Raw genomic sequence first — 18,366 nt, 5'->3', positions numbered from 1 at the left:
CTACTTACCTGAGCAACATGCATTGCCTTCTTGAATAGGAGGACACTTAACTGTTCCATAAGAGCAGTAAACGCAACAATCACCTTTGAACGGTTTAAGTAGTGCTTTACAGCTTTCGCATTCGTAATACCATTGGCAAGCGTTTGTAGGCATGGTTTCAACTTTGCTAAATCCACATTCAGGGCAAGTTATCTTAGATTTTAATTCTATACCTTGCATACTGGTTCCTTAATGGGCTTAACAATATCTAAAATAGACATTACGACCATCCAAATGATCCCAAAGTAAAATAAGTAAGTGCTCCAGTCGTATTGCCATAAAGGATAAAGGGTCAGCAATACTGCAATTGGGCCAATGACACTTAAAATGCCTCTTAATGACTCTCGATGTTGATACCAATTATAGAAATTAACTAACAACGCTAGTGAAGCAAATAATGGCAATAAGGTGTTCACCGCTATCCCTTCAAAATGTGAAAGAAAACCTAACCCAAGCGCAGATGCCAATGAGCCGAGCGCAGGAAAACATGCTGTGCAACTAAGGGCGGCTAGCCAAACGCCACCAGAACCTACTTTATCTAGAATTTTATTGATCATAACTATCTACCTCAATTTTTAAGGTAGTATAAACTCCGTACATAAGTACGGGGTCAATAGCTATTTAAGTGAATTTATTACCGGGCAGGATTGAGGGTCTTGATTGGCCTTGCAAGAATCTGTCATATCTTGAATTACTTTCTCTAACCGCTGTAAATCAGCAATTTTATTACGGATGAGATTAAGTTTTTGCAATCCCATCGATTCTATATCAGCGCAACTGCTACTTAGTGACATCAGTGATTCAATTTCTTTCAGCGTAAACCCTAATGCTTTAGCTTTCAGAATAAATTTGAGTTGATTAGCGTGTGTCTCGTCATACTTTCGATAACCTGATTCGGGTTTTGGAGGCTGCTCTATTAAACCTTGGCGCTCATAAAAGCGGATCGTTTCAACATTGATATCTAAATCTTTTGCCAGTTTTCCAATGGTTCTCATAAACATACTCTTTAGAAGCAGAGACATCATTATACAATTAATGCGGATTGCCTAAACTCAATTTTATTGCATGAACGGGGTCGCTAAGCGTCCGCTTTGTAGAATTAAGTTCACATATCCAGATCACTCTGACCGTCTCTTGTTCGCTCTTGCTGCCTGTCAGGTGAAGTCTAAACCTAATCAACAAAACTGTAAGATGAGATATGAGCTACTACATCTAATCTATTGTTTCGTTGAAACTAATTCAATAATTTCACCAGTAGACGTATCCACTCTTATTTCTGTATGTTGCCCTGAGTGCTGAAGTTGATTTTTTAAATCAGCATTAATCAGTTTGAGCTTATCTATTTCAGCGTACATTTCTTGTAATCGCACCAGTAGCTTTTCAAAATCCTTATCGATTTCCTTAGGGTCAATCTCGTTTTTTTGCTTTTCTTTAGCAAGCTTGCTTTTTAGTTCGGCTACCTTTGTTCTGAGTTGTTTTATTAAATTATCTTTATTTTTTTCTTCCCAAGTTAATTGAGCTTTTTCAATATTTTCTCGTAACTTTACCCATTTTTCTTCTTCTTTAGATAGATTTGCAATATTTCTTTTAGCTCTCGTTGCTACTGCATTTTTGGTTATCTTGCTGCCATCAGATTTCATCTCTTCAAAAGCACGTTTTATATCATCGTATGCGCTACTCATGCTTGTTCTCCTTGGTTTGTATGCGCTTTGCCTTCATCTAATACATAGTCAGCTGCTGCTATATTATTTTTCCAGTGAATAGCAAATAGCTCGTAATCTTCTTGCTCTTCTTTGGTTAATGCCGCATATGCCTCTAGTTTCTGCGTTGCTTCTTTTTTTATTATTTGCCAATTGACCTTGTGGCGTTTGGTAATGATTTTACTACCACAATACACACAGCCACTAGGGATTCCTGCTCCTTTTATCTTGCAAGCTTCTCCCGCAGTGCAGTACCCCGTAGGTAAGCCACGTATGTTTTTAATATTTTTGACGAGAAATTTTTTCAGTTCTTCAATTGAACTGAAATGGATCTGCTTAATCACAGTCGAATCTTTACTTTGACTATCAGTAATACCTATTATCAGATCTTTAGATGTTTTATTAATTTGCTCACCAGCACCACCTTTAAGTGATTGTGACTCGGCTTCATCTATTAACTCTTCTGCAACACGGTCAATTAAAATCTCATTAAACTCTTCAGTAGTTTTAATTAAAGTTGTTGAGGCCAAAAATGCTCTTCGAGTATAAACAAACGTCATTAGGCTAGTTAAATGTTTAAATTGATATCTAATATCATCAAGCTCACCTAATTTATTGGCAATGACAAAGTAGGCCAACGTATGTCGAAACATGTGAGCGGTTAATCTAAACGTATCGCCTTCTTCGTATGGGACACCTCTATTCTCTCCTCTAACTTCTTTGTAGTTAGATTCAAGGCGTTCAAGCTCTGCTATATCATCATCGTCTAGAGTTAAGTCAAAAAGCTCAATGTTTTCACTGTTTTTAACCTCAAATTTTGTGAATCGCCCAGCATCGCTAAAACTAACACTACAGCTACTATGTGAAACCCCGAAAAGACGGTTTCTTTCTAACCCTTCTTTCAAATTGTGTGCTTGACTACTTGTTATATTGGCTCTGCATGAAGAAAGTACAGCTTTTGCCCTTTCTTGCATACCGATCACATATTTTTCGTAAATACCAACACACTCATGTACTTCAGCGTTTGAAAACCATTCCATCTCAACCTTACTGTTGTCGGTTTTGGTCATAATTGCCGTAATGTAATAAATATCATCTTTGTAATTGGCACAGCCAACCTTGCATGTAAGTACTTCGTTATATCTCATACCTGTATAGGCCAAGATATTAATGTATGTGGCTAATTTTAAATCTTCTAATTCTTCGGATAATTGAATGAATTCCTCTTCATTGGGTAAGTTTCTTACATGTTTTGCTATTAGCTCACCTGTATTCATTTTGGGCGGTGGTTCAATGGAGCCTTCATGTAAACTATCTATTAAGCGTGCATTTAATTCTAGCCATCGTTCTATCTTATCCTTAGAGTTTTCAACTATTTTTTCTGCAAACTTCAGAATTTTTTTCATTACTTTAGTAGGAATGACAGGGTGCGAATAAGTGACTGGTCTCGGATGGTGTAACTCGTTTAGTTGGTTAAGCACATTAATAAAAACACTACACACCTTAGGGCCAAAAAGACGAAAGCTTCGTTGCACGTCAAATAGTTTAGTAAATGAGTGTGATTGTCTGTAAATAGCTATTTTCCCGACTTCATATAAATAGTCTTTTATGAGATTCCTAATAACTAAGTCAGATTTGAACTCCAACTCATGAAATGAGTGATAACCTCTTTGTCTTAAGAAGGCTGCAATTAAATTTAGATACGTTACATCATTTTGAAGTGTAGAGATTTTTAGAGGTTTACCGCCTACAACATCACCATGTGTGAGTTTAATTAGTGAATAAATTCGAATTTGATATGCTAATTCATCAACACCTTTAAAATTCACATTTCTTTGCGTTTCTTCATAGCTTATCCAAGTGTCATCGCCAAAGTGAATAGTGCCATGTTTAGCAATATTCAATGCTCTGTTTTCCCACAAAGCAATCGAATTAAAAGCGCTAGTATCATCAACTTTAAAATCTTCTAACACCTGAACCAAAGGTTTTATAGTGATTTGACCTGTATGTGTTTTTACAACAGCGATATCAAGTAGTTTTGTTTTAGTTATCTCTTTGGTCATAGCAAACCTGTGTTTTTCCAATGAGGATGAATACCCTCTGTTCTCAATAATTCTTTTCCATCAATCACAGCTTGAGCATTAAGCTTGGCAATATCAGTTAATATTTCGTTAACTCTATTTTTCAACTGCTCTATGTTTTCCAGTTGCTCTGTTACAGAGTCAAATGTTGCGGCTGAGTTTTCCATATCAGCAACAACAAAATCCCGGTATGACAAAAGTTTCCAAACATGCAATGCGTCAGCAACACAGCGATAGAACGGACACCACAAGCATGCGTTAAAGTCGGCACATGCATGCTCGTTTGTATCTCGCTGGTCTAATAATTTCCTGTTTTGAGATTCGAATGCCACTACTGCGGATTTATCTTTTGAGTTAATGCATGTGCCATTCGGGACTTTTTTACCGTCTTCTGGTGGAGTCTGCAAAATGATTACTTTGTCGGTAACATCGCGAACAAAATAGTCTGCCATTGTTTTTGTCGCTCTGTTGATTGTCATTGCAACATCTTTGTTATCTTGCATTAAATAATGACGCAAGAACGTTTCATAAGAGTGCTTGCCAGCTTTTTGATACCACTTAAATTCTTTGGCAACTTTTCGGTAAATGTAGTTAAGCCCTGATTTTCTGATCTTTTGCGAATTAAATACGATATCACACCCAAGCTCAGTCAATATCCTATCTATAGTGGTCTTGAAACGTGATGCTGTTAATAATTGAATCTTTACTTCTCCAATACTATTTACTTTGGGAAAAACAAAAATTCTTTTTGATAGGTTCTCAATAGAAGGGCGGTAAATAGACGTAAGTCTAGTCGCAGCCTTAATATCAAATATTACTGGTTCGACAACGTCGCCGTATAAGACGCCTTCTTTTTCTAGATCTTCGGCTTTAATTTCAAATTTATGCCATTGAGTTTGATAATTAGCTCGGCGTTTAAATAAACGAAGAGCAGGAGTTTTACTTGAATGTAATGGCGTGTTAAAGAAAAATAAGTCGTCAGTATCAAGCTCTAGCGTAGGAGTTGAATTCCAACCAGTTTTCAATATGACTTTTGCTGCATAAAGTGTAACTTTGTCTTTAATTGTGAGTAAGGTCTCAGAAAGCCCTTTTTCTATGTAATATGCTAATTCTACTACTTCTCTATATGAGTAGAGTTTATCTTGATTCTGAGATAGTTGCTCTTGATGTTGTGCAGTTAATTCGGTGTTGACCGGAAAGCTTTTAATAGTATCTAGACCATAAAACGATAGTAATTTGTCGATAGCGCTCTGATATTGATTACCAACAAAAACCGACAAATCGCCTTGTTTTGATTTTAGTTGAATTGCCTCTCTTATAGCCTTTAGTATCTCACAGTTATTTTCAACAAAAGCATGAACCCCATGACTGGCAATAAGCTTCATTTGTTCATCTGTTAATGATGATGCATTTTCTTTCAATGCTCTAGCCATACTACCTATGTAACCTTTGAGAGTGACGATACCTATGCTCTCGCCATCAATTCGCTTTGTAAAAACTTTATGGTATTCGACTAGGTTTTGATAAAATTTATAGGCATTGTCATATACCCACTCATGCTTCTGCCATTCGGTAGTGTCACTTTCTTTAAGGTAATAGCCCAATGAGTAGGGTAATAAACTTTCCTTTGCGATTTTTTCACCCGTAACAAAGTGGTAAAGGTCCAATGCAGCGTTTAGTAGCAGTAAAAACTGCTGGTTATTTTGAGTTTCTTCTTGGTAATGCTTATAAAGGTATTTAAATCCCTGAAGGCCATTTTCTGCAAACCCTTGAATTCCACGCTCACTAAGCAGCTTAATTATTGGTGATGCTACGCTACCAGCACTATTCAACCACCTTGGAAATGATAAAGTTGAGGATCTAACTCTTGTTGTATTAGCTTCCGAAGCGCTTGCTATCTGATTTTTCAAAAAAGCATCAACTTCATTGCCAAATTTGGATGATATGCTTTGTGCATACCCTATTACTTCGGCTTCAGTTTTAAATTGATTGACTCTAGCTTTACCCCACACATCGGGTAGTATAAATTTTAAAAAAGTACGGAAGTTGTGATTGCATATAAATGATGAAACGAATTCCCTATCCTGTAATGTTGCCAATAATGGCAGTTTGACGCGTTCAGTATTCTTAAAAGTATCATGTAGACAAAGATTTATAATAGCTGTCGCAGTTTTGAGGATATTGTCCCCAATAGAAGAATCTTTGAGGCTTAATTCTGGAAGGACGAGATAGTCCAGATATTTATTTAGTAATTTACGAATCTCTTTTACTTGATGGAATTCAAGTTCGAATAATTTAGTTATGTCGATTGAAGTAGCCCCATTTACTAGCCTAAAAGGAGCGTTGATAGCGTTATCATAAAAATGAAACTTAGCTAAGTTTTCTAAGGCTTCTTCTATACGAGTAGCATAACTAGGTAGCTTGACATCATTTATTTCATTAATGCAAAAGTATTCCAGTTCTTGCCAAATTTCAAAGTCTGATAGAGCATTTAATCCCGAAGTTTGAATTGATGTCGCAGTATCTGTACTAACCTTATTAAGGGCTAGAGGAAGAGTGTGTTGTAAACTGACACAAGCATTCCGCAAGCGACTCATTGAAATAGCAGTGTCGTCATCTGCGCTAATATTGTTTTCTTTGTCATATGCCCTGTTAAATAAAACGTCTAACTGTTTGGCTAGAACAATTGAATGAGGTTTAAATCTAGCAGGAATACGATTGGACTTCCGCGTTTTAACTTGCTGCTGCATCTTCAGCCTCACGCATCAGTAATTCGTCAACATCACCGTAGATATCTTTCACCCACTCTGACATTGCTCCGTATGCATCCACTGCTACACTTTTGGCAAAGTCGATGTAACGTTTGGTTGTTTTAAAACTTTCGTGACTCATCAAGGTCATTAGTGTCTGTCTGATGGAACTCTCCGATTCACCTTTGTCAATTAGGTATTTAGCGACATAAGTAGCAAAGGTAGCGCGTAAGTCATGGAATGTGCGTAATAGTATTTCTAATCCCTGCTTCCTTTGTTCTTTTCTAACTATGGAAATAGTATTCCCCGGTGTATCTTCGCTTATCCGCGATCCTGAACTATTCATAAACAAAGGAAGCGGATGTTCACTATTGTCCATACCATGATTAGTCTCATGTTTGGTACGTCGCTTCATATTTTGAATTGTCAAAGTGTGATTGTACAAAAGCTTCATTAGAACTCGCGCTATTGTTAATCTCACTGGCTTATGTCCTTTTCGTACAATGTTCAATTTTGGAATACGTTTCTCGTTTTCTTTTTCATCAGGATCAAAAAGGTCTTTCTGGTCGATGGCTGAAATCTCAAAAGAACGAAGTCCACCTAGCAAAGCACATTGCAAATAAAGCTTATAAGTCTCTTTTTGAGCCGTATCCGTCTCCAGCAACTGTTTAAGTTCTTTTGGAGAATATGGTTGTAGATCTTTTTCGGGTGAGTCTTCCTTTTGTTTCAATGTATTTGGAATGCTCAAATTACTAACCCACTTCCATAAGCCTCCAGAACGTGTGTTGCTAGTAGGTAATTGAAACAATGAACTTACACTTGATTTAGCTTTCGATTTAATACGTACCTGTTTGTATTCAAGTGAGAAGGGGAGGCTATCTATAGCCCCGCGCTTATGGCTCCATATATAGAATGCTTTAACAGCTCTAATTCGTTCTTGAGCGCTGTTAAAGCTTATGCGTTTAGACTTATCTTTGGTTTCGACTCTTTCACATAAATGTTTGTGATATCTCCACACAGGTAACCTAGAAATATCATCATCTACAGATTGTTTTGAAAGTGGTGCAGTTATTACTTCAAAATAGGATGCATCATCTTTATCCAACCAATCTAAGAAAGCTTTTAAGTGCTTAGCTATACTGCAAACAGACTTAACATCTAATGGCTTTCCCGGTTGGCTGGCATGATAAGCGTCACTAAAAGCCTCATTGTCTATTTGATTCTTTTTGAGACTGAAATGACCTTCAAAGCGGTGCATTAAAAATAAGTTCATTTCTTGGCATTCGGTGAAGCGAGTCGGGTGATATAGCACTGGAAAATTAGGTTCTATTTTATCGTGCCTATATGAGTGAGTTCTGATGCCTTTTTCAGTCTTAATAGGTTGCCCTGATTTATCGAGGTGAAAAGACATTCCTTTTCCAAAGTTGACTGATGCTTTAATTATTTTAGTTTTTGTTGTATTTCGAAGTATCATTTTCGTTCACCTTTGATTCTTAGCTAGAGTATGTGTGTAAAAACTTTTTTGTTCAAGTTTATTAAGGGTATGATAGTATTATATCAATTCGGGGGTGATTTTAGATGAAAGCCAAAATTTAACGGCTTCACAATTGAAGACCATTATTACGCGTTGTGGTGAAGGAACCAAGCTAATATGTTCAGGTAATTTGGCGCAAATTGATAGTAACTACCTAACTCCAGTTACCTCAGGCTTAACTTACATTGTTGAACGCTTTAAAGATTTTGAAGGAAGTGCCACCGTAAACTTAAATGGTGTTGTTCGTAGTCGCTTGGCAAGCTTTGCTGAAGAAAATTTATAACTTGCCAGCAGATCCTTGCCTCGTTAATCTAGAAAGTTCCGAGGCAAGGTACTTTAAAGCTAGTGAACTTTTTACCACTTAAACGTTATTACCGCTCTATCACTGTCGCATTGATTGTGCCATTGCTAGTGGCATTTTTCTTATGCTTGCATTTGTATGACTTAAAACTTGAACGTGCAATTGAGAATCGTCACAGCAGCTTTAGCAATATTTCAGCTCAACTGAGCCATGCAATGAGTGCAGCCGATGGACTGATTGATACCATGTTTGTATTATACGAGCAGCCATTATCGTATGATTTCGACCCAAGCTGGACCAAAGATGTAAACCAATTTGAGCATTATTATTATCAGCCAGTTGGTGACGAAGTAGGTGAAATAGTTGGACAAGGTAAGTTTGCTTCAACATCTAATGCACTTGAACAGTGGCGCCAAGTTATTGCATTAGGACCTTCTTTCAATACCACGCTCTCACTTATCCAATCTTTACAAGCGGTTGCTTATGTTAATGAGCAAGGTTTTGCTTATACCAAGCGGCGCTCAACCGCAGACAGCACCTTATTAACGACAATACTCGACAATAAACTTAAACCACAGCAATTGAACGACAACACGCTTTCGTCAAGCCAAGTCATTACTGTGAATGAGCGTGCTTATTTTGCAATTGGTAAAAAGCGAACCGCCACAAGCCATGACTACATCATTTTAATTTATGATTTAGAAGCAATTTCAAATTGGTTGCAGAAAATAGCGCCACCGCAGGGTGAGTATATTTTTATAAATCAACATAACCAAGTTATAGCCAGCTCTGACGTGCGTTTAAATAGTGTCGTCAGTGCCGGTGATTATTGGCCTGAACCAATGATTATTGGCACTAAGCGGCCCACAAAAAAATCTCATAGCTACTTAGTTCAGCCCTCAGACAACTTGCCCATCTACACCCGCTTTTATGAATCTAAACAGGCGCTTAGTGAGCCAATTCGTTACGATATTCTTTTAGAGTTTATATTTTTGTGCGTCTTTTTAATAATGATGTTTAGTGGTGTTTTTTGGTTGAGCCAACGTATATTTGTTAAGCCCATGACACACTTAATCTGCTATTTAGATCAACATAATGAGAACAGTAACCTGCTTTTACATTATCGTATACCGACAGATTGGCAGCCATGGTTCAGCAGAGTTAAGCAGGTCTTTAAACGTAATGAAGAGCTGGTTACATCTTTACAAGAAGCCAATAAGGCACTTGATTCACAAGTTCAAGTAAAATCAGAGCAATTACGACGTAGTATTGATGCCAAAGAACGTCATTTAGCCTTGTTAAACACTATGCTTAACAATGTGCCAGATCTCATTTATTTTAAAAATACTTATGGTGTTTTTTTAGGTTGTAATAAAGCTTACGAAAGTTACGTAGGCATGCCACAAGAAGAACTCGTTGGTGAAAAGTTTACTAACACAAATCAAGATAATACTGAGCTCAATTTATTAGAAGAAAAAGTGTTAACTGAGCGCCAAGTCTATCAAAAGCGCTTAGTCACAGATAATAAAACATACAACCTCAGTATTGCGCCATTTTATAATGAGCATCAGCAACTGTTAGGTACGATGACCATTGGTAGAGACATAACAGAGCAGCATGAAGCACTTAATGCGTTGCAAAGCTCAGAGGCAAAGCTCAAAAGTGCCATGGAGTATGCTGCGAATGGGGTTATTTTATTATCTCTAGATTATCAAGTGTTGCAGGCTAACAAAGCCGCCCGCCAGATATTTTCAATGCAGAAAAGCTACAATATACCCAGTCAGTACATGTTGGCTGATTTATTCGTTGAGCAATCACTAGAAAAATTAACGCAAACACTTGAGCAGCTTCATAGTGAGAAGAAAAATGTTTATCACTTTAGCTTACCTCAACAAGAGCAAAAGCGTTGGTTGCAAATAAGTGTCTCCTTGGTATGGGATAATGAACAAACCCCTGATTATTATGTTTTGCACGTGCAAGATGTCACAGATTTAATTCAGGCAAAGAATGATGCGGAGAGAGCGACATTAGCTAAAAGTCGTTTTATTGCGAATTTAAGTCATGAAATACGTACGCCCCTTAATGCGGTGTTAGGTTTAATAGATGTAATCGCTTTACAAGGTTTATCGCAAGAGCAGCGAGGCTACGCATCGCAAGCTAAGTCGGCAGCAAATAGTTTGTTGTCACTACTTAATCGTATGCTTGATTTTGCCCGTGTTGAAAGTGCACAAGTGCAATTAAATAAGGCACCATTTAGTGTGGCTGACTTAATTGATTACTGTGAAGGGATTGCAACGCCTCTTTGTAGTAAAAAAGATTTAGAGTTTATCGTCGAATGTGATGACAGTATTAATGCAAATTTATTGGGTGATCAAATTTGTCTACAGCAAGTGCTCGCAAACTTATTAACCAATGCGGCTAAATTTACAGAACATGGCAGTGTAAAACTGAGTCTTACTTTAGTTGAACAGTCTGATGAGCAGCAACTTATTTGCTTTGTGGTTAAGGATACGGGGATTGGTATTAGCGATACTGATCAAAGCCGATTATTTGATGCATTTACGCAAGGAGACGAGTCGCTTACTCGTTCTCATCAAGGTGTAGGACTTGGTTTAGCAATTGTTAAATATGAAGTTGCATTGATGGGCGGGGAAATTAAACTCACAAGTGAAAAGGGTAAGGGCAGTGAATTTAGCTTTTGCTTACAGCTTGATAAAACCACACAGACCGTCAAAAAAAGCAGCCCGTTACTACCATCAACTACAGATTTATCAGGTCTATTAGTGCTCGCGGTAGATGATAATCCACTTAATTTAAATATTATTAAAAGTATTTTAAAGCAGGCTAATATTACTGTTGTTTGTGCTGATAGCGGTGCAAAAGCAATAGAGTTATCTGCGAGTTTAACCCCAGATCTGATTTTTATGGATATTCAAATGCCAGAGATGGATGGTTGTCAGGCGACACGAATTATAAGGCAATCATTCACAAAAGAGCAGATGCCTATATACGCATTAACCGCTCATAGTGAAGCCGCTGATATTGAACAATCTGTCGCTGCAGGTATGAATAAGCACTTAACAAAGCCAATTGTTGCAAATAAGCTGTTTTTAGCAATGAGTGAACTTGATAAACCCATTGAACCGTTTTTTGATCATTCTTTTGTTTTAACTCAGTTTGCAAATAATAGTGATTTGGTATTAACTATGTTGTCAAAGTTTGCCACTATGGCCGCACAGCAATTATTAGAAATTTCTACCTTAAGTACTACAGAAGAACTGGTTAGAGTTGTGCATAATGTAAAAGGGTCTGCTGGTAATTTAGGTTTTAAGCGATTGTCAGCATGTGCTAAACAGTGTGAGGCTAAACTTAAAACGCAAGGCAAGCTTCCTGAGTTATTAAACGATGAGCTGCAACGACAAATAAAACAAGTTATTGCATTTATCATCGAACAAGGATCTACAAATGTTGAAAAAAGCCAAGGTACTGATTGTTGATGACGATCCGTTAAATCGCTTGGTCTTAGAAAAAACATTGCGACAAGATTACGATGTTTTTTGTGTTGAAAGTGGCGAAAAAGCACTTACATTTTTAAAAACACAACCCGTTGATTTATTAATATTAGACATTGTTATGCCTGGTATTGATGGCTATGAAGTGCTAGCGAAAATAAAAGAAAATACCACAACAAACATGTTGCCTGTTATTTTTATATCCGCAAATACCAGCCATGATGATGAGGCCAAGGGCCTTGAGTTAGGTGCGATGGATTACATAACTAAGCCTTTTAGCGCTGCGATTGTTCGTGCCCGTGTTCGCAATCAGTTAATGATCAAACAAAAGAATGATCTACTCGAAATGTTGGCATCGATTGATGGTTTAACTGAAATTCCTAATCGACGTTACCTTGATGAAAACTTATCAAGGGAGTGGCGACGTTCAAGACGAGATCATACCCCTTTATCGGTTTTATTGATGGATGTTGATCACTTCAAGCGTTACAACGACTGTTATGGTCACCGTGCCGGTGATGATTGCCTTAAAAAAATAGCGCATGCACTTGTTGGCTCATGCGAGCGAGGGAGTGATTTTGTTGCCCGTTACGGTGGCGAAGAATTTGCAGCTGTGTTACCGAATACATCTGCAAAAGAGGCCATTGCATTTGCTAATAAATTACGTAACGTAGTTAATAAGTTGAATATTCCGCACAAGGCCTCTTTAAATTCAGAGTATGTAACAATAAGTATTGGTATTGCTACCACTGAATCAGGGCAAGTTTATGCTGAGCAAACACTTCTTGAAGAAGCCGATTTAGGTTTATATCAAGCCAAAGGGGCTGGGCGTGATCAAGTGGTATCGCGATTAGTATCGACGACAATGCAGGAGTAGGTTATTTGTCTACCCCTGCATAAAGTAATTAGCTATTGCTGAGTGATTTATAAATGGTGTCGCCCACACCAATTAATTTATCGTTTTTAAAGACCAAAGGAGTGCACTCATCTTTGGTCGTTTTGCTGTCTGAGTAGATGCTATGAGTGGCATAAAAAAGTACTTGGTATACACCGTCGTCCTGTTTAAGTAACTCTGTAAAGTTAGGTGTGCTTAGTTTGTTGAGTACCGTTTGGTAAGGCGTATCAAGTGCTAAGTTTGCAATGACTTCACGATTATTTTTGTGGTGTTTTTGCCAGCTTGTTGACGAGTCGCCTGCCCAGTGAGTTTCGGCTTCACCATCTGACACGGCAATGACACAACCCGTTAAAAAAGGTGCTGTTAGTGCGGCAATAAGAAGTGCTTTTTTCATTGTTATATCCCTTGTTTTATCGTTTCGTTTTTTCATATATAGCAATCCATTTGCCAATATTTTATTTTCTTTATAATCAATTGTTTAATTTATATTTGCGAGCTAGCTAAGTAATGTGGAACTCATTACTTAGCTTATTTGACTAAAAAATTGCTTTTTAGACCAGTCTATTACGTGCCTCACCTTGACTGAAGGCGTTGATGTTAAGTGCTATTTCAGCCACAAGTCGAGCAATTGATTCTTGACTAGCCCAAGCAATATGAGGTGTTAGGAGTAAGTTGTCACCTTGATAAATAGCAAGTGGGTTATTTTCTTCTGCTGGCTCTTTACTCAACACATCCACACCGGCACCCGCAATCACATTATTAGCAAGGGCGTTGACTAAATCAGCTTCGTTGATAATTCCCCCTCGTGCTGTATTTATTAGAATAGCTGTTGATTTCATCATATTGAGTTCTTTAGCTGCGATTTGGTCGCGAGTTTCATCGGTCAGCGGGCAATGAACACTGATTATATCTGCTGTTTTGATGGCCTCTTCAAAGCTAACACGCCCTTCGCGAGGAGCATGCCCTTTGCGCTCACTTATTATTACATTAACACCAAAAGCACGGCCTACATCAGCAACCGCTTTACCAAGTGAACCATAACCAATAATCGCAAGTGTTTTGCCTGACATGTCATTAAAACTGTAATCTAAACGACAGAACATAGGGCTTTGCTGCCATTTTCCAGATTGGCAATCTTGAATATAACGGTGCGTATTACCTAATAAGTTAGTGATAAGTGCAAATGTATGCTGTACCACAGAAGGGGTGGAGTAGCCTGCCACATTGGTGACAGCAATGTTGTGTGTTTTGGCTGCATCTAAATCAATGTTATTGGTGCCGGTTGCTGCAACACAAATTAGTTTTAGGTTGCTAAGCTGCGACATCGCTTTTTGATCAATAACAACCTTATTAGTAATGATAATATCGGCATCCTGACAACGAGAAACAACATCTTGTGGGTCTGTTAAATCATAGCAAGATAGCGTTCCTAAGTTTGCCAACGAATCTAATGAGGTATCTGCTAATGTGGCGGTATCAAGGATGGTAATATTCATGTGCTTTCCTTTTTTAATTTAATGCTTGACCTTAGGGTGTACTCCAAGGTTTATAGTACGTATAAGCTTTTAAATGGAGACGGTGATGAAAATAGGTGAATTTGCCCGCAAGTTGGGTGTTTCAACAGATACATTAAGGTACTACGAAAAACATGGTTTGTTAACGCCTAGTTCGCGATCGGAGTCAGGGTACCGTGTTTATACAGATACAGACATTAAACAGATGTCGTTTATCTTACGCGCTAAAAACGTGGGATTTAGCTTGTCTGAAATAAATGAGTTGTTGCAAATAAAAATTCATAAAGATCAGCATTCGTGCCATGAAGTTAAAGAAATGACGCTACAAAAACGTGATTTAGTCGCTCAACGTATTGAAGAGTTAACACGGTTTTATGATTCATTATCGCTATTAGCTCAAAAATGTTGCGGCGGTGAAGAGCCAGCTGAAAATTGTTCTATATTAACGACATTGGAGGATATAGATGGACTTACTCACTAATTTTTGGCAGTTATTTTTACTGTCTGCCCCTTGGTTGATGTTGGGGTTATTAATAGCAGGGCTATTAAATGTTTACTTGCCTACTGACTTTTTGAATCGTCATCTTGGTAAAGAAGGACTTTGGACCACAATTAAAGCTGCTCTTATTGGCGCTCCAATGCCATTGTGTTCATGTGGTGTGATCCCTGCCGCTATAGGACTTAGACGGGCTGGCGCTTCGAAAAGTGCTACGACGGCTTTTTTAGTATCGACCCCTGAAACAGGTGTTGATTCTGTTTCTGTTTCTTATGTTTTATTAGGCCCGTTTATGGCAGTGCTCAGGCCGATTGCAGCTGTATGCAGTGCAATTGCTGCTGGTATGTTAGTTGGTAAAGAGAGTGAAATTAATGATGAGCATACTAAAGCCTCGAATAATAACCATGAAAAAGTAACAAGTAGTTGTTGTAGCACCAAGCAAGCAATCGCGAAAGAGCCTGCATCAAGTTGTTGTAGTACAGAGCAAGCTCCTGCTGTTGAGAAAACAAGCTGCTGCGCAAGCAAAAAGGAAGCCGTTAAAATTGAAGGGGGGGTTGCAAAACTTAAACGCGCAATAAGTTTTAGCTGTAATAAGTTGCTTGAAGATACCATGATATGGTTGGTTATCGGTCTATTTTTTGCCGCACTGGTCCAAACCTATGTGCCTGAGTCGTACTTGAGTCAGTGGGGGAGTGGCATTTTTGCAATGCTGGTGGTGATCCTAATTAGCATTCCTATGTATATTTGCGCGACGGCCTCAACCCCTATTGCAGCAGGTTTGTTGCTCAGTGGTGTATCACCAGGCGCCGTGTTGGTGTTTATGTTGGCAGGCCCTGCCACAAATATTGCAACACTGGGGGTGGTGGGTAAAGAGTTGGGAAAACGCGCTGTAGCTGCTTATCTAATTGGTGTAATAGGCGTTGCATTACTATTCGGTTTTTTAACGGATTACCTCGTGTCTGAGTTTGGTTTTGTGGTGGCACCCATGATGGGGGATGAACATCAAGTATTACCGCACTGGTTGAGCTTAGTGTGTGGCGTATTATTGGTCGCTTTAATGTTGAGGTTAGCGTTAAAAATGTGCTTAAAGAAGTCAACACAGACTGGTAAGAGCATTAGCTAATTTATTGTTATAAAAATATATTTTAATAACAATTGAGAGAAGATATTGGTTAACTATCGCGTCTCGGTTCGCATTTAAAATTGCCTGAGTTATAATCCGCCAATTCTTTAAACGGTACGCTAAGCGTGCCGTTTTTTAACTTAAGTAGTTTTTATGAGTGAATGTGTGGATAAATACGCAGATATAAGACCTTACAATGATGATGAAGTTGCAGATTCAGTGGCACGTTTAATTGCTGATAATGCCTTTGTGGATGTTATCGCTAAGTATAATCTACCACGCTTTTTATCTTATTTTCCGTTTATAACACGCCCATTAGTACGTCAGCAGTTAAGAAAAAAGTGGGGTAAAACCAACTCAGTTGAACAAGTTCAGCATGAAGTTGCTGATTATCTGAATAAGCTAATTACTCGTACTACATCGGAAGTCACATTTTCAGGTATCGATAAACTTGATCCGAAGCAAGCTTATTTATTTATCTCTAATCACCGTGACATTGTTCTTGACCCTGCTCTGGTTAACTGGGGCTTGTTTAAGCACAACATGCCGACTGTTCGCATCGCAATTGGTGATAACCTGCTGCAAATTCCATATATTACTGAGTTAATGCGCTTAAATAAGAGTTTTATCGTTAAACGCTCGGCAAAAGCACCAAAAGAAATGTTAAAAGCGCTATCGCAACTTTCTGCTTATATTTATGATTCACTGGCTGAAGGCCACTCTATTTGGATAGCGCAAAAAGAAGGTCGTGCGAAGGATGGTTTTGACCAAACGGATCCTGCACTACTTAAAATGTTGCAATTACAAGGTCGTAAACAGAAAAAAGAATTTGCTGATTATGTGCGTGAGCTAAAAATAGTACCTGTTTCTATTTCTTATCAGTATGAACCATGTGCAATTGCAAAAGCAAAAGAGCTATATCATAAGCAACAACATGGCCAGTATGTGAAGCAGCAAGGTGAAGATATAGCCAGCATTGTTGAAGGTTTCAGTACCGCTAAAGGGCATGTTCACTTAGCGTTTGGCCAACCAATCGAATCAGGTTGTGAATCACCAGAGGAATTAGCAAAAACCATTGATCAGCAAATTGTTGATTCGTTTTTCCTACATCCAGGTAATTATATTGCTGGTGGCTGTAAACAAGCAGTAATAGATAAACAAGACGCTGAAGCATTTGATACGCGTTTAAGCCAAGTTCCTGAAGAATTAAAGCCTTTGGTCTTGGCTATGTATGCAAAGCCATTTCATCGTAAAGCGGAGCTTGCAACGAGCGAATCTTAATCAGAGTAAGGTATTTTAAAAGCTACTTTTTAAGTGGCTTTTTTTATGACTAAATTTCAGGCTATACTTTCAGTACCTTTAATTTACTGGCAAATTGTGATGCAACAAATTGAAATATTTGAAATCCCAAGCCCTTGCAAAGGAATTTGTCAGGTTAATAACCGTGGTTACTGTAAAGGGTGTTATCGCAGCCGTGATGAGCGATTTCATTGGAATAACTTCAGTAATGCGGAAAAAAGAAAAGTCATTATTTTATGTCAGCAACGTTATAAACGCTTCCTTCAGAAAAAACTCAATGCCGCTGCACACACACAATCTAGCCCTGAGCAGGGGGGGTTCGATTTTTAGAAGTCGGTAAGGTTATATTTGTTTTTTAAAAATCGCACTGTGCCTTGCTCATCTAACTTCTTTAATGCTGCTGTCAGCTTTGGGATTAATGCCGCGTGGCGCTTATGTACAAAGTGAAAGCTTTGCATGGGCATTAATATCTCTTTATGAAATGGACTCTGATCAAAGTTAGGGTGTTTCGTTGACAGTAAAAAGTCGAGTAAGAGGGTTCCTTCAACGCGTTTTTGCGTCAGTAAATTTAGCTGAGCAGTGATATTTCTAACAGTGATAACATCGCCATGAAATGGGTGTTTATCTAAAAAACTTTGTGCAGCAGGATAGCTGGACTGGATTGCTAATGATTTTAGGTCGCTATAACGACATGTTTGACAGTTTTTTAGTAGCAGTAAATTAAAGTTGAACAATGGGAAATCAACTTTTAAGAGGTTAGGGTAGTCTTGTGTTACGTCTGCAATGCGGCCTAATTGCCCATCAAGAATCCCCTCGTTTGCAGCAGCCAAGGAACTTTGGTGATTAAAATCAATAATGTGCAACTCGTAACCAATCTCTTTATAAGCCGTACGAAGTAAATCTATGACATACCGTGCTTGCGGTGTATCAGCAGGGCGGTTGAATATTAACAAACTAGCGTGAGTAGAGTAAGAAACGCAAAGTAAAACAAATGCAAAAAAATAAATGATAAACTTTGGCATTGTGCTTTCCTTGCGAGCATAAATTCGCCGTTAATTTACTTTCATGCGTGTTTAAAATCAAGGTTGGCACGTCGTTAATATGCTAATTTTTTCTTTATTT

At 38.2% G+C, this 18,366-nt stretch carries 16 protein-coding genes and 1 pseudogene; 7 read left to right on the top strand and 10 right to left on the bottom strand.

Features of this window, described 5'->3' with window-relative positions; genetic code table 11:
* The 7 genes from NYF15_RS06005 to NYF15_RS05975 form a co-directional block, all read right to left on the bottom strand.
* Entirely contained in the window at nt 1-219 is a 219-nt protein-coding gene (locus tag NYF15_RS06005) for a GDCCVxC domain-containing (seleno)protein (RefSeq protein WP_062566147.1), read from the bottom strand.
* Entirely contained in the window at nt 207-596 is a 390-nt protein-coding gene (gene merC / locus NYF15_RS06000) for an organomercurial transporter MerC (protein WP_016708222.1), read from the bottom strand. The genes NYF15_RS06005 and merC overlap by 13 nt, the downstream gene beginning before the upstream one ends.
* Nucleotides 597-656: 60 nt before the next feature.
* Nucleotides 657-1,034, bottom strand: coding sequence for a MerR family transcriptional regulator (locus NYF15_RS05995; protein ID WP_016708221.1), 378 nt, complete (start codon nt 1,032-1,034; stop codon nt 657-659).
* Between the two features lie 222 nt (nt 1,035-1,256).
* Entirely contained in the window at nt 1,257-1,721 is a 465-nt protein-coding gene (locus NYF15_RS05990) for a hypothetical protein (RefSeq protein WP_016708220.1), read from the bottom strand.
* The gene (locus NYF15_RS05985) at nt 1,718-3,802 is read right to left on the bottom strand and encodes a hypothetical protein (protein ID WP_045979590.1); all 2,085 of its coding nucleotides are present in this window, start codon (nt 3,800-3,802) and stop codon (nt 1,718-1,720) included. Before NYF15_RS05985 ends, NYF15_RS05990 begins: the two co-directional genes overlap by 4 nt.
* On the bottom strand, nt 3,799-6,570 hold the full coding sequence (locus NYF15_RS05980; protein ID WP_062566146.1) for a hypothetical protein: 2,772 nt from the start codon (nt 6,568-6,570) through the stop codon (nt 3,799-3,801). Before NYF15_RS05980 ends, NYF15_RS05985 begins: the two co-directional genes overlap by 4 nt.
* The gene (locus NYF15_RS05975) at nt 6,554-8,044 is read right to left on the bottom strand and encodes a site-specific integrase (protein ID WP_045979589.1); all 1,491 of its coding nucleotides are present in this window, start codon (nt 8,042-8,044) and stop codon (nt 6,554-6,556) included. The genes NYF15_RS05980 and NYF15_RS05975 overlap by 17 nt, the downstream gene beginning before the upstream one ends.
* Before the next feature lie 85 nt (nt 8,045-8,129).
* Between NYF15_RS05975 and NYF15_RS05970 the strand changes: the two are divergent.
* From NYF15_RS05970 to NYF15_RS05960, 3 genes and pseudogenes are all read left to right on the top strand, one after another.
* Nucleotides 8,130-8,387: pseudogene (locus NYF15_RS05970) on the top strand (PhoH family protein); the annotation flags it as partial.
* A 62-nt stretch (nt 8,388-8,449) separates the two neighbouring features.
* The gene (locus NYF15_RS05965; RefSeq protein ID WP_371353081.1) at nt 8,450-11,902 is read left to right on the top strand and encodes a response regulator; all 3,453 of its coding nucleotides are present in this window, start codon (nt 8,450-8,452) and stop codon (nt 11,900-11,902) included.
* On the top strand, nt 11,871-12,794 hold the full coding sequence (locus tag NYF15_RS05960) for a diguanylate cyclase (protein WP_371353080.1): 924 nt from the start codon (nt 11,871-11,873) through the stop codon (nt 12,792-12,794). Before NYF15_RS05965 ends, NYF15_RS05960 begins: the two co-directional genes overlap by 32 nt.
* Nucleotides 12,795-12,822: 28 nt before the next feature.
* Here the strand turns inward: NYF15_RS05960 and NYF15_RS05955 are convergent, their stop codons facing one another.
* Nucleotides 12,823-13,206, bottom strand: coding sequence for a DUF3192 domain-containing protein (locus NYF15_RS05955; protein WP_371353079.1), 384 nt, complete (start codon nt 13,204-13,206; stop codon nt 12,823-12,825).
* 157 nt (nt 13,207-13,363) lie between these two features.
* Complete coding sequence (locus NYF15_RS05950) at nt 13,364-14,308, bottom strand: D-2-hydroxyacid dehydrogenase (protein ID WP_371353078.1); 945 nt, start codon at nt 14,306-14,308, stop codon at nt 13,364-13,366.
* 85 nt (nt 14,309-14,393) lie between these two features.
* Here NYF15_RS05950 and zntR point away from each other — a divergent pair, with 85 nt between their 5' ends.
* From zntR to NYF15_RS05930, 4 genes are all read left to right on the top strand, one after another.
* Entirely contained in the window at nt 14,394-14,807 is a 414-nt protein-coding gene (gene zntR / locus NYF15_RS05945) for a Zn(2+)-responsive transcriptional regulator (RefSeq protein ID WP_193988341.1), read from the top strand.
* Nucleotides 14,791-15,945: an SO_0444 family Cu/Zn efflux transporter gene (locus NYF15_RS05940; RefSeq protein WP_371353077.1), complete on the top strand. Its 1,155-nt coding sequence runs from the start codon at nt 14,791-14,793 to the stop codon at nt 15,943-15,945. The genes zntR and NYF15_RS05940 overlap by 17 nt, the downstream gene beginning before the upstream one ends.
* 153 nt (nt 15,946-16,098) lie before the next feature.
* Nucleotides 16,099-17,226 carry a 1-acyl-sn-glycerol-3-phosphate acyltransferase gene (locus NYF15_RS05935; RefSeq protein ID WP_130150746.1) on the top strand — a complete coding sequence of 376 codons (1,128 nt, stop codon included), beginning with the start codon at nt 16,099-16,101 and terminating at the stop codon, nt 17,224-17,226.
* Nucleotides 17,227-17,325: 99 nt separating this feature from the next.
* Complete coding sequence (locus NYF15_RS05930) at nt 17,326-17,574, top strand: DUF1289 domain-containing protein (RefSeq protein WP_130150844.1); 249 nt, start codon at nt 17,326-17,328, stop codon at nt 17,572-17,574.
* Here NYF15_RS05930 and NYF15_RS05925 read toward each other — a convergent pair.
* Entirely contained in the window at nt 17,571-18,266 is a 696-nt protein-coding gene (locus NYF15_RS05925) for a transporter substrate-binding domain-containing protein (protein WP_130150747.1), read from the bottom strand. The two genes, NYF15_RS05930 and NYF15_RS05925, sit on opposite strands and share 4 nt — an antisense overlap.
* Between the last annotated feature and the right edge of the window lie 100 nt (nt 18,267-18,366).

Origin of the sequence: Pseudoalteromonas sp. 68 DY56-GL68, from assembly GCF_041414825.1 — a bacterium.
Classification (GTDB): Bacteria; Pseudomonadota; Gammaproteobacteria; order Enterobacterales; family Alteromonadaceae; genus Pseudoalteromonas.
Note: the sequence above shows the minus strand (reverse complement) of the source record. Positions and strands in the feature narration are given on the sequence as shown.